This is a genomic window from Actinomyces sp. oral taxon 849 str. F0330, assembly GCF_000239715.1.
GTDB lineage: Bacteria > Actinomycetota > Actinomycetes > Actinomycetales > Actinomycetaceae > Actinomyces > Actinomyces johnsonii.
Genome location: NZ_JH470360.1, coordinates 50,459 through 62,259 on the forward strand (window position 1 = coordinate 50,459; position 11,801 = coordinate 62,259).

The 11,801-nt window shown below is 66.7% G+C and carries 8 protein-coding genes and 1 pseudogene; 7 read left to right on the forward strand and 2 right to left on the reverse strand.

All coding sequences use genetic code 11. The features are described 5' to 3' along the window. Window positions 1-170 precede the first annotated feature (170 nt). The 3 genes and pseudogenes from HMPREF0975_RS13205 to HMPREF0975_RS13215 all read left to right on the forward strand — a co-directional run. Window positions 171-473, forward strand: a pseudogene (locus HMPREF0975_RS13205) (transposase); the annotation flags it as partial. A 356-nt stretch (window positions 474-829) separates the two neighbouring features. Then, window positions 830-1,408 carry a ParA family protein gene (locus tag HMPREF0975_RS13210; RefSeq protein WP_009234708.1) on the forward strand — a complete coding sequence of 193 codons (579 nt, stop codon included), beginning with the start codon at window positions 830-832 and terminating at the stop codon, window positions 1,406-1,408. Beyond that, window positions 1,405-1,650 (forward strand): hypothetical protein, encoded by a 246-nt coding sequence (locus HMPREF0975_RS13215; protein WP_009234709.1) that lies wholly within the window; start codon window positions 1,405-1,407, stop codon window positions 1,648-1,650. The genes HMPREF0975_RS13210 and HMPREF0975_RS13215 overlap by 4 nt, the downstream gene beginning before the upstream one ends. 121 nt (window positions 1,651-1,771) lie before the next feature. On the opposite strand, the gene HMPREF0975_RS13220 is transcribed toward HMPREF0975_RS13215, so the two are convergent. Then, window positions 1,772-3,157, reverse strand: a complete 1,386-nt coding sequence (locus tag HMPREF0975_RS13220) for a hypothetical protein (RefSeq protein WP_009234710.1) — start codon at window positions 3,155-3,157, stop codon at window positions 1,772-1,774. A 327-nt stretch (window positions 3,158-3,484) separates the two neighbouring features. Here HMPREF0975_RS13220 and HMPREF0975_RS13225 point away from each other — a divergent pair, with 327 nt between their 5' ends. Together HMPREF0975_RS13225 and HMPREF0975_RS13230 are read left to right on the forward strand one after the other, a co-directional pair. Then, window positions 3,485-6,700 carry a hypothetical protein gene (locus HMPREF0975_RS13225; protein WP_009234711.1) on the forward strand — a complete coding sequence of 1,072 codons (3,216 nt, stop codon included), beginning with the start codon at window positions 3,485-3,487 and terminating at the stop codon, window positions 6,698-6,700. 344 nt (window positions 6,701-7,044) lie between these two features. Continuing rightward, window positions 7,045-7,431: a hypothetical protein gene (locus HMPREF0975_RS13230; RefSeq protein ID WP_009234712.1), complete on the forward strand. Its 387-nt coding sequence runs from the start codon at window positions 7,045-7,047 to the stop codon at window positions 7,429-7,431. A 144-nt stretch (window positions 7,432-7,575) separates the two neighbouring features. On the opposite strand, the gene HMPREF0975_RS16895 is transcribed toward HMPREF0975_RS13230, so the two are convergent. Next, entirely contained in the window at window positions 7,576-8,043 is a 468-nt protein-coding gene (locus tag HMPREF0975_RS16895; RefSeq protein ID WP_049939969.1) for a hypothetical protein, read from the reverse strand. A 1,674-nt stretch (window positions 8,044-9,717) separates the two neighbouring features. Here HMPREF0975_RS16895 and HMPREF0975_RS16900 point away from each other — a divergent pair. Both HMPREF0975_RS16900 and HMPREF0975_RS15810 read left to right on the forward strand, forming a co-directional pair. Then, a complete protein-coding gene (locus tag HMPREF0975_RS16900) occupies window positions 9,718-10,803 on the forward strand; it encodes a hypothetical protein (RefSeq protein WP_049939970.1) in 1,086 nt (361 codons plus the stop codon). A gap of 115 nt (window positions 10,804-10,918) precedes the next feature. Next, window positions 10,919-11,801 (forward strand): Ig-like domain-containing protein (locus HMPREF0975_RS15810; protein WP_009234714.1); only part of this gene is annotated, 883 nt, incomplete at its 3' end.

The window sequence follows — 11,801 nt, forward strand, 5'->3', positions numbered from 1 at the left end:
CGCCCCACGCGCTCAGCGGGCCGATGTCGCCGCCCAGGCCGGTGACCCTGGCGGGTGGCCCACCCTCATGTGCCAGGTCCTGACCACGCGTGCCCGGGATCAGGGGTCCCGGCCGCAGCCGTCCTTGCTGGCCGAGACCCTGGGCAAGACCTCCAGGCACCGGAGGCCAGCTGGCCTCCTACGCCGGGCTCGCTCCCGTCACACGCCGCTCCGGCTCATCGATCCGTGGTGAGCACGTCTCCCACGGCGGCAACAAGAGGCTCAAGCGCGCCATGTTCCTGTCCGCCTTCGCCTCCCTGCGCTCCGACCCCGTCTCCCGGGCCTACTACCAGCGCAAACGAGACCAGGGCAAGCGTCATAACCAGGCCGTCCTCGCCCTGGCCCACCGCCGCATCCTGACCCTGCACGCCATGATCCGAGATGGAGCCCTCTACGACCCACAACCAGCCACGAAACTACCCACCGCCGCTTGACACACCACATAGGGGCACCCCCCGTCATCTCAGGAGCGCAGCCCGTTGAAAACGGTTCGGGAATCGATCCGCAAGACGCGGCTGTGAAGGCTTGGGTATCCGCACAGCCATGGACTACCCTTCTCCTCCGCGATGCGACCCGGAATCCCGCAGAAGGTGCCATCACGCTGAAGAATCAGCAGAGCATAACATCAGTATATTTTACTATCAAAAAATTATGACACCATAATGTCATAATTTTGCTGTCTGCTGATGTTTGCTCAAGGGTCCGGATGGTGCGCTCATACGGTTCCGTGACGTGGTGGTGCTGTTGTGTAAGAGATTCGTGGTACTGTGACGTTGTGAGGATCTCGGTTGTGAATACCAAGGGTGGCGTCGGCAAGACGACGACGTCGATGATGCTGGCCATGGCTGCGCACCGAGCCGGTCATGATGTCGAGGTCTGGGACGCCGATCCCCAGGGATCGGCCACTTTGTGGGCGATGACCTCCGAGGACGCGGGCGAGCCGCTTCCGTTCGAGGTTCGCGCCGCTAACGTCGCCCAGCTCAGACGCGTGGAGAGCAGTGGCAGGGTGCCCGATGCCGACATGATCATTATCGACACCCCTCCCGGTGATCCCGCGGTGGTGCAAGCCGCGATCGATGTCGCGGACCTGGTGGTGATCCCCACGCTCGCCTCCGGGCTGGATATCCAACGGGTGTGGCCGACACTGGAGGCCTCCGCGCACCGTCACCGGGCCGTCCTACTGACGAGCGCCGAGCCGAGGACCCGCGCCCATACTGCCGTCGTCGACGTCCTGGCCGCGGAGGGGGAACCTCTGTTCTCGACGGTGATCCCGCGTCGCCAGGGGGTGCGTGCGGCCTTCGGGACCGCGCCCAGGGAACTGTTCAGGTACGACGAGCTTCTCAAGGAGATCGAGGAGGTCATGAGATGACTGGTGGGAAGAAGAAGGACGACTCTCTGGCCGGGGCCATGAGACCGCGTCGTGAGGCGGCCCGGCCCGTGTCGGAGACCTTCAAGCGTCCCGGGGTGGTGGAGGGGGAGACCCTGCAGACTTCCGTGCGCCTGCCCCTGGACCTGCACAAGCGGGCCCGCTACTACTCGATCGACAGCGGGATATCCCTCAACCTCCTGATCGTCGAAGGTCTGCAGATGAGACTCGACCGGGAAGACTAGCGCGGACCCACTTCCTCGCTGTTACGCATCACGATATCTGCATATTTTCGGATGGTGGTGCCGTAGTGTCATGACACTACGGCACCACCATCCGAAAATGTTTTCGCTGCGCGCGCCGAGTTCACTTGGACGACTTACCTGGCTTGGTGACGACGTCGCCGTCGGTGGTGGTCATCCGGACTTTGCCCGCGGGCCAGGTGGTCGATCCCTCAACCGGTTTACCGACGTCGGGCGGGGAATCGTCCTTATTGGCCTTGATGTAGCGATGCTCGTAGTAACCCGTGGCGGTCTCGCACTGCTTCTGCTCCGCCCGGTGGCCGGTGCGGGTGTCGACGCACAGATCCTTGTACTCCTGGGTGACGACATAGGGCCAGATCATCAGGGCCGCGACCGAGGCTGCTGCTACCGCGCCTGCGGCCCAGGTCAGAATGCGCCTGAGGGTCCAGGGGCGTCGGACTCTAGAAGAGGTGAGTGAGAAAACCCGCTTCGCCCCCTTCTCATGCCGGGTGCGCTCGGGAATGGTGGCGTGGAAGGACGGCGTGCGGGGGATGTAGCGCAGAAGATCCTGGGACGCCCCGGTCCGGGTGCGCTCGTCCTCGCTCAGCTGGGCCACCGGCAGGTCCGTGGTGGGAGCCAGGGCGAGGGAGGTCGGACGGGAGGCGAGCACGAGGGAGCGGTTGTCCGGTGCCAGCGGCTCCCCGGTTCCCTGCAGGCGCTCCTGAAGGGTTCCGGGTCTTCTCCTGCGTTTGGGCAGCAGGTCCTCGGGAAGGTCCCCGGGCCCTCGAATCTTGCTCTCCTCCTCCTGGGAGGTATCGGCGTAGAACGCCTCGGCAGCCTCTACCGCATCGAGATCCGGTGATGATGGAGGGGAGAAGGTGAAGAGGTCTCCCAGGGATCCCGCGTGCGGGGACCGGTGCCCCTTGGTCCTGCTTCTGTGCCTCCTGCGGGCCCGGCGGTCCGCGGTGGTCGTGCCGAACAGATCCTCCGCGCTCAAAGTGGGATCGGTCTCTTTATGAGGCGCCTTCTCGGTGGCCGATGGCGCCTTGTCGCTCCGGAAGATCGGAACCTCTTCGGCGGGGGGAGCGGATGGCGCCTTGGGAGGATGACCAGGATCCGGAACCCGCCTCTGCGACGATGCCGCGGGAGCGATGGAAGGCGGGAGACCCGCGGGCGAAACGGTGTGTGTGGGCCGGGATCGGGGCATGATGCTGGGGGGCAGTGCCGGGATGTTCCCGGAACGCCGCGTGAAGAGAGACGGGGTGAGGATGTTTCCCGCAAGGACATTGGTGCGGGTGCTCTCGTAGCCGCCTGCGCGCTCGTCGGTGACGCTCACGGGCAGGAATCCTCCCTCGGGAAGGTTCGCCGCCTGCGCGGAGACGAGGGACAGCGCGGTGGCGAAGGCGTCCTCTGTGGGGCCGGTGACCGCCCGGCCGTTGAGGGTGACTCCCCGGGCGGTGAGGTTGATGCGGACGGTGGTAGTGGTGCCGCTGCCTGCTGCGCGGGACATCTGCTGCCGTCTCCCTCCCCTGATCCGGTGTGTCGTGCCGGCGCCAGCCTAGAGGCGGAACGGACGGACGGCATGACCGGGGGAGTGGGGGAGGGTCTACAGAAGTCGACCCCCCGCGGATCGGATTCCGGTAAAAACTCCCCGGGTACCCGGGTACCTCGGGTAGTTCACCCCATTCGTGCAGACCGATTATGTGTTGCTCGGGGTGGAACGCGCAGATAGCCTCCTGAGATAACGCCGGAATTACGGAGCCTGTTCCTGTGCGCCCAGAGTATGACCAGGGGTTCGGGTACCGGTCCTACCACCATCAGAATCGAGCCCATCCCTATGTCCTCCCCGGACGTGCTCACACGCACCTACACAGCGATCGTCCATCCTCGGGACGCTGAGCGCCGTCTCGAGCGCCAGGTGCGCACCGTCAGCCGCGGCGCGGCCGCCTGCGTTCCACTGCTGACCCGCGCCGTGGCCCATCGCGCGTCGAGCCCCGAATGGATCGGTGCGTGGAGGACTGCGGTGGGGGAGGACGCACCCCGGCTGGCGTCCCTGATCACCGCTTCCTGGGTCGGTGTCGAGGTCAACCCGCCGCTGTCGGCGTGCCTGCCCGGGGGCAGCCATCAGGCTGAGGAGATCGTCTCGGCCAACCTGCGCCATCTGGGGCTCAATGAGAACGAGGTCTCCAGATTCGTGTCCGACCAAGTCGTTACCCGCTCTCCCGTCCTGACTGATGGTGCAGTATGGGTCAGTTACCTGCCCGATGATCTCTCGTCGGGGGAGACCGTGGGTTGGGAGAAGCTCGACGAGCGTCTGACGGGGCTTCCTTCGCGGGCGCCCTCGGGGGCGCTGAGCATCCCCTGTGCCAACGTCATGTCACGCGGTATGGGACAAGGGGACAAGACCGACCCCGTCGCCGTCGCCCGTCGGGCGGGAGCCCTCCTGGAGGCTCTGGAAGACACCGGTCTGACCACCCTGGGGGACCTGGCCGGGCGACTCCTTCCCGATCCGGATCCCGGATTGTCAACGGGAAAGGCCCTCGAGCTGTGGCTCTCCCAGGGGCTGTCGGGGCGCGCGCCCGCCCCCGTCCTGCTGCTGCGCTCCGGGACATCCGCCACCTCCCTGGACGAGGCGGGGCGCGAAGGGGGCTGCTCCTTGCGCAGGGCGCTGACGACCAAGACCCGACAATGGTCCACGACCTGGAACAAGCGCGCCGCCGAGGTTAGGGCCGCGAACGACGGCGCCCTGGTGGCGGGAACCCGAATCGGCCGGGCCGTCCGCGCCGCCACCTCTATGCCTTACTCCTCCGGCCCCTACACAGACGTGCTCATCAATGCCGCTCAGGAGCTGGCCTCGCATCGTCAGCGGCTGCACGCCCGCTCCCGCCAATGGGCGCGGGCGGCGTCGGAGCTGGCCAGAGCCGAGACCGCCGTCGATAATGCGGTCCTGGCCGCTCTGGACGCTGCGGCCGCGGACGGCGGCTGTGAGATCACCCCCTACGGGCCCGTCCTGTCCCATCAGCGTCGACAGGAGCTGGCGGTCCTCGTGGCCGACCTCCTCAGCACCAGGTCCCACGAGTGCACCGCTCCCCGCCCGACCGGGCGGGGAAGCGCCCGCAGCTGGCTGGATTGCTGGCTCATCGACCATTCCTGCCTGTGGGAGTCCGATGGGGGAGCCGGCTTGGGGCTGGCACTGGGCGTCCACGCCGCCCGTGCCCACCTGGCCGGGTTGGGAGTCCCCGTCTTCGAGCGCCCAGATCCGGTTTCTAACCCGGTGACGCCTACTTACTCCCGTGGCCGGTGGCGCGGCCGAGTGCGCCCCGACGGGACCGTGACCATGACCGTGACCGACGATGACAGCCGAACCGGCTACACCACCATCGCCCTGGGATGGTCGTCTCGCCGTATCACCCGCGCTCTCGACCTGTCCCTCAGGAAGGAACCGCGCACCGGCGGAGCCTCGTCTCAGGCAGACACCACCAGCCTCATAGAGGCCGAGAGTGGGACCGTGGAGACCATTCCGACAACCAGCCTCCGGGCCGCGGCGTTCACCATCGCCCCTGAGAACCGGGGACAGCGCACCTCCTGGAGGATGCGCTTGCTCATCGGCCGGCCTCCTTCCCCCGCCACCAGCCCAGCAGGTGGGGAGGACATCACGGTCATGGGGGTCGCACTGAGTACCCGCAAGGATGCGACATGGACGACATGGCGCACCCTGCCCGGGGTGCGTGCATCTGAAGGCATCGATGTCCTGCCCAAGGATCCCGGAGGGGGAGTACCCCGACCGGCTCGTCGAATTTCCGCCGCCGGATGCGGACTGGTTGAGTTCGCCCACCCGGTCCATGAGGGCACCATCCGCCTCGGCGACCCCCAGGGGGACCGGGCCACTGAGGTCCATGACCAGGCCGCCCTGGGGATACGGGACGCGCTGACCGGCCTGCTAACCCCCGGCCCCCCTCGAATGGGTTCCCGACGCACTGCCCTGGTGGCATGGTCCACTCGGACCCTGCGGGCCGCCCTGACGGCGCAGAGAACCCTTGTCGACTTCATCTCCACCACCGATCAGGGTCGGGCTCGAACCCTTCTGCAGACCCTGGACAGCCAATGGCCTCTGTCCGACGACGAACGCGCCTCCAAACCCTCATCCGTCTGGGGCCGGCGCCGTGCCGCCGTCAATCAGGCCATCGCCGCTAAAGGACGCTCTCTCCTTCCCGGAGGTGGGCAGGGACTGTCCCTCGAGCGCGCCGCCGAGCTCGATGAGCACCTGGAGCTCATGCATGCCGCCGCCACCGCTCCCACTCCTCGCAGCCACCGGGCCGTGCGCCGCGCCCCCGACGGGCTCGGAGCCGCTATCGCCGCCCGCCGCGATCGACTACGCGCAGCGTGGGCGCGCGAGCTCGCCTCCCGTATCGTCACGACCGCCCTGAGCCAGGATGCTGCCGTCATCTCCCTGGCGTCCCCGGCCGAGAGCGAAGGACGTCTGCCGGCTCATGCGCATAAGGACGTGCTGCGGCATGTGCGCAGCCTCGCCCGAGAGCACGGCATCCGCGTCATCACCGTCAAGGCCTCCTCCCGGACCCACCCCATCACCGACGCGCCCCTGCCCCTGGTCGTCGCCGTCGTCCCCGTCGATCAGGCCATTCGCATCTATCGCAGCGATCCCACCTGGAGACGCCTTGCGGCCGCCGCCGCGGTCAACCCGACAGCCCACCCCCTCACCGCCCAGGCGCAGAAGGTTCTCGCATCCTTGGACGCCGAGCAGCGATCAGCCGAGGACAGGAGGACTTGGGTCCTCAACACCAAGAACCTCACCCTCCACCTGCCCCACCCTCGCGGGAGTCATCTTGCGGCCGCCGCCGTCTACGAGCGCATAGGGGACGACTTCGCCTCTCAATCGCCGTCGGCGGCGCTGAGGGAAGCGGGCGGTTTGCGCCTCCCTGGTCTGCAGGACCGCGATGTCGTTGTCGCCTCCCACGCGGCCAGGAAGGGGATCTGGCTCCAGGTGGCCGCGGGACGCCCTCGCAGGGATGATCCCCTGCTTGAACGCTTCTAAGGTCTTCCTCCAGGATCATTCAGGTGATTCAGGGGCAGGGCCCGGTAGCCTCGCCCCCATGGGCCACCTCCGGTGTCCCAGTATCTCCGGGCCGTTGTCGTGGAAGGCGTCCCGCCCCGCACCCCGGGAACCCGATGGGCGGACGCGAGGACGCGGCGCCCGGACCCCCGCATCCGCGAGGGGACGACGACCCCCGCCACCAGGGTCCACCACGGGCCCAGCCGGGCCGAGCGCCCGGCCGGGCCCGCGATCGGTTTGTCCCCGTCCGGGCTGTTGCGGGCGCCCCACCTGCGTCTACTCTGGGGCGCGCCCAACGGTACGAAGCAGGATCGGAGAAGCCCTGAGTGATCGCAGCACGATTCCTCCCCTACGCCGTCAGCCTCCTGCTGGACCTCGCCTACGCGATCATCGCTATCTGCGCCCTCAGCCGGGACACCTGGGCCAGTCCTCTGAGAACGTTCGCCTGCCTGCTCCTGTGCATCCTGCTGATGGTCTCCACCTGGTGGCAGTCGCGTCTGGAGGCCCCTAGTGGCGCGATCCAGCGCTCATGCGTGATCGCAGCCGCAGGATCCGCGCTCTGCGTCATCGGCTCCCTGGTTCTCTCATCGTGGGCGGTCATCTCGGCCGGAGCGACTCTTATGGCGGCCGGGTGCATCGGTGCGGCCCACGCCTGGGCGCGGCGCGACCAACCAGATTCACACGTGCCCGGCAGCCCTCATAGGCAACACTGAAACAGCAAGCCGATCCTATGTATCCACCACCCTAGTAGACTCCTTGCCCATGACCGATCGTCTCCGGTGACATGCGCGCCGGAGTTCGGTTGTCAGTAAGGGCGCCAGAGGAAAGGAAAGGCTCAGGACGTGAACGCCGTCGACTCAGTTCCCCTTGACGACGAAGCCGTCACCAACGCCTTCACCGATTTCGACGTCATCGACATGCGCGTCCAGAACGACCTGTCGATCCGCATCGACGAGGACGCCGTCACCTCCGTCGAGCAGGTCAACACCGTCTACAACAGGGACCGCTCCGACGGCGACCAGATCGTTCTGAACCCTGCGATGGCCGGAATGATCGCCGCCATGGCCTACGCAGGTCGGATCTACGAGGACGGCGACCTGGTCCCCCTGCGCGCGGTCGACCCCACCGGAACCTACTGGTTCGTCGTGCGCGCCCAGTTCAACGCCAGCCTGCGCGATCCGGACGGTGAGCGCAACTACCGCTCCGTTCCGGAATCCGTGGCCGCCGAGCTCATCTCCGACGTCGACTACGAACGACTGGGCCTCGACGAGACCCTGGGACCTCGGAACAGCGGAACTCCAGCGGTCCCATCGGCTTCCTCGCACCAGGAGGAACCCGTCAGCGCCGAGGATCCCCCGGATCGTCCCGGTGAGCCCATAGCCCCACCATCCGTCTCACCGTTCTCGGCGCAGGAATCCGTCTGGAACGACGGCCGATCAGACCCCGCGTCGGTATCTCCTGCTTCCTCGTCTGTGGTAGATGACAGCCCCGGTGGGTCGTGGGGTGGGTGGTCGGCGTCCCAGGATGAGTCGTCCACTGTGCCCGTGCCGGTGGCTCCTGCGGGTGGGAGTGGCGGTGCCGGTGCCTGGTCCGTCCCGGTGTCGGAGGATCCCCGGTCTCCTGCTCGTTTCCAGTCCTCTCAGTCTGCTCAGTCTGTTTGGTCGGCGCCTTCGGCTCAGTCTGCTCCGGCCGGCCCTGTCCCGGATGGGCGGGAGCCGGTGGTGCCGTGGGGGAGTGATAGTGCTGTTTCGGGTCCTGAGGCCGGGGATGGCAGTGAGGATGCGGTTCCGACGGCTCCTGTGTCGGTGCGTTCTGTGTCGGATCAGGGTGGGGTAGGGGCGCAGACCCCCACCTACGGATGGACTGAACCTGCTCACGCTCCAGCGAAACCACTGGAGAGGAACGCTGGCGAAACCGATGAGGAGAGCACTGGTCTCATCCCGGTCGTCAACCAGGTCAAACCCGGTCCTGACACATCCAAGGCCGACCCGTCTGTACCACCCAGTATTCAGCCGTCCCAGTCCTCTTTCCGGCCATCGTCCGAGGATCGCCCCGATCGCGAAGACGCTACTCAGGCGTCGGTATCTCCTGCTTCCTCGTCTGTGGTGGATGACAGCCCCGGTGGGTCGTGGGGTGGGTGGTCGGCGTCCCAGGATGAGTCGTCCACTGTGCCCGTGCCGGTGGCTCCTGCGGGTGGGAGTGGCGGTGCCGGTGCCTGGTCCGTCCCGGTGTCGGAGGATCCCCGGTCTCCTGCTCGTTTCCAGTCCTCTCAGTCTGCTCAGTCTGTTTGGTCGGCGCCTTCGGCTCAGTCTGCTCCGGCCGGCCCTGTCCCGGATGGGCGGGAGCCGGTGGTGCCGTGGGGGAGTGATAGTGCTGTTTCGGGTCCTGAGGCCGGGGGTGGCAGTGAGGATGCGGTTCCGACGGCTCCTGTGTCGGTGCGTTCTGTGTCGGATCAGGGTGGGGTAGGGGCGCAGACCCCCACCTACGGGGTGAATGGCCCATCACATGCTCAGGTCCCGGCGCAACCGTTCGCACATCCCCCTTCGCAAGGTTCGGGTGGGAATCCCTTCCCGCCTCCTGAGACCCGTCAGGAAACGACCCAGGGCCGACCCCCGTCGACCCCGCAGGGCTACTGGCCCCAACCCGTTCCCGCCGCCCAGTGGGACAACATCCCGGTCCTGGCGCAGGGGCCGGGTGGGGCTCAGGAGACCCCGCCGCTTCAAGAGGACGGAAACCAGCTCCACTCCTTTACTGGCGCAGGGGCCGGGTGGGGCTCAGGAGACCCCGCCGCCCAGACGACTCCGCAGGCCACCGTTCCGCCGGGACCGGTATTCCCAGCCGTCCCCGGCCCCCTACCTACGGGACAGGAGCGCAAAGGAGACATCCTGCCCAACGTCTCAGGGCAGGAAAAATCGGAGAGCAGCAGCGGAAAGTCGCGGATCTCCCGTCGCGCAGTCCTGTACACAGGAGGAACCGCCGCAGGGCTCGTTGTTACGGCCGTGGCGGCCAGAGCTCTCCAGAGACGTCTCTCCTCATCCCCGACGCCGTCGGCCTCCAGCACCACCGGCCAGGCTACTCAAGAGCCTCGCCCCAAAGGCGGATCCGTCTCCCTGCCGGCGAAGACCTCTCCCGAACCCCTCTCTGAGAAAGCCGTTTGGACTCAGGGGATCAAGGAATCCACCTCGCCCCTCGCCGTCAGCTCCGGTGTCCTGGTACTGACTCCCGACTCCAAGATGGCGGCGATCGGGGAGGACGGGGCAACCGCCTCCAGCATTGACGTTCCAGGCAATGCGCAGGCACTGATCCTGGGAACCTGGTCCGGCAACCCCGCGGTATGGGTCGACTGCCAGGACAAGATCCTGTGCATTCCCCTCACCGGGCTGTCTCTGGGGAGCCCCACGAGCGTGGACGTCCTCGCCGGTTCCACCGTGACTTGGGTCGGAGGCTCTCCCCTGATGACTCTGTCCAGTGCCCAGGCCGCGGGTGTCGATGCCCAAGGGTCCTACACTGTCGACGTCCCCAGCGGATATGTCGCGACCACAGCCGATGACAAAGGCCTGCTCATGCTCGATGGAGCCGGGCACTGGAAACTCGTCTCACGGTCGGGGCCGCTCAGCGAGGGGCTCGTGAGCGGCCCCAAGGACGCGTCGCTGACACTCATCCGTACCCTGACCACCAGCCAGGTGCTCCTGGGATGGTCGAACAGGAATGTGACCGTATTCGATATTGCTGGCAAGGAGACCAAGGACTCCATCGACTCCGTCGACGCCTCCGCGATGTCCGGTGAAGGGCTCAACGAGTTCGCCGGGACCGGTATCTGGGCGTTGAGCACCCTCGTCATCAACACGGAGAAATCGACGATCTCAAAGGCCCAGTTCCCTCCCATTACCTATGACCGCGCCTATCTGTACGGCCATGTGGAGAACGGAGAGGCGTGGGTCTACACCACCATGGCCGCGGTATCGGGCAATCCCTTGCCCATCGCGTCGAACTCCCCAGCCATCCCCTGGGGAGGAAGTGACGCCCTGTCTTACGCCGTTGACACCTCCGACAGTGGATGGGCCGTCTACGCGCTCAAGCACTAGACCGTCGCGCCAGATTGACGAGTTCCACGTTCTGCAGAAGCAGTGGATATCCCCATGGCTGCTAGATTGCGAAACAGTAAACCCCGACCCGACCCTCCCCAGGAGCTGACCCAGCATGAAGTCCTCATCGATTAGGCGCAAGGGAAGTGCAGTCGCCTTTACCGCGGTTGCCGTTGCGGCCACAACACTTCCCTCCATGGCCTACGCGGAGGAGGCGCCCGCTCCCGAAGCAGAACGTCCTGTCGCCACGCCGGCGGACAACGCCCAGGACAAAGACAAGAAGGATGAGGGGCAAGAGCCCCGCGGTCCCAAGCACAGGAAAGAAGATCCCGCAGAGGAGGACTCCCCAAAGGACGCCGATCGGGACGCCGAAACGCCCGGGAGGCCACAGGGCGGAGCCCAGGAGGACCGCCGGGAGAATCGGGATGCCGGTGAGGACGAACCGGGCACTCCCGATGACCGAGCAGCGGAACGGGGCGCTGAAGACCGAGAGAACCCCGCTCCCGCCCCGGATGGGGGGCGAGATGAGGACCAGGACGATCCCGCTCCTGGCGATGAGCGCGAGAGGGACCAAGAGGACAAGCGCATCGTCGCTGAGGACAAGACCGCGGAGATCCAGCAGGGGTCGAAGGCCACGATCGACATTGCCGGCGACAACAAGGACGTTCAAGTCAGCATCGTCGGTCCGACCACCGTCGATCAGGGAACCTGGAGCGTTGATAACGGCAAGATCACCTTCACCCCGGCCAAGGACTTCGTTGGCGACGTGAGCACTCCCTACCGGGTGACGAACCCCGATGGGACCACGAGCGAAGCCAGAATCAAGGTAACTGTCAAACCCAAGGAACAAATCGAGCCTGAGCAGCCTGAGCGTCCGGGACAGCCTGAGCAGCCTGAGCGTCCGGGACAGCCTGAGCAGCCTGAGCGTCCGGGACAGCCTGAGCAGCCTGAGCGTCCGGGACAGCCTGAGCAGCCTGAGCGTCCGGGACAGCCTGAGC

Excerpts from the sequence above, each read along its gene's own strand:
- HMPREF0975_RS13215 (WP_009234709.1), top strand. The coding sequence starts at position 1,405 with ATGACTGGTGGGAAGAAGAAGGACGACTCTCTGGCCGGGGCCATGAGA.
- HMPREF0975_RS13220 (WP_009234710.1), bottom strand. The coding sequence starts at position 3,157 with ATGTCCCGCGCAGCAGGCAGCGGCACCACTACCACCGTCCGCATCAAC.
- HMPREF0975_RS13225 (WP_009234711.1), top strand. The coding sequence starts at position 3,485 with ATGTCCTCCCCGGACGTGCTCACACGCACCTACACAGCGATCGTCCAT.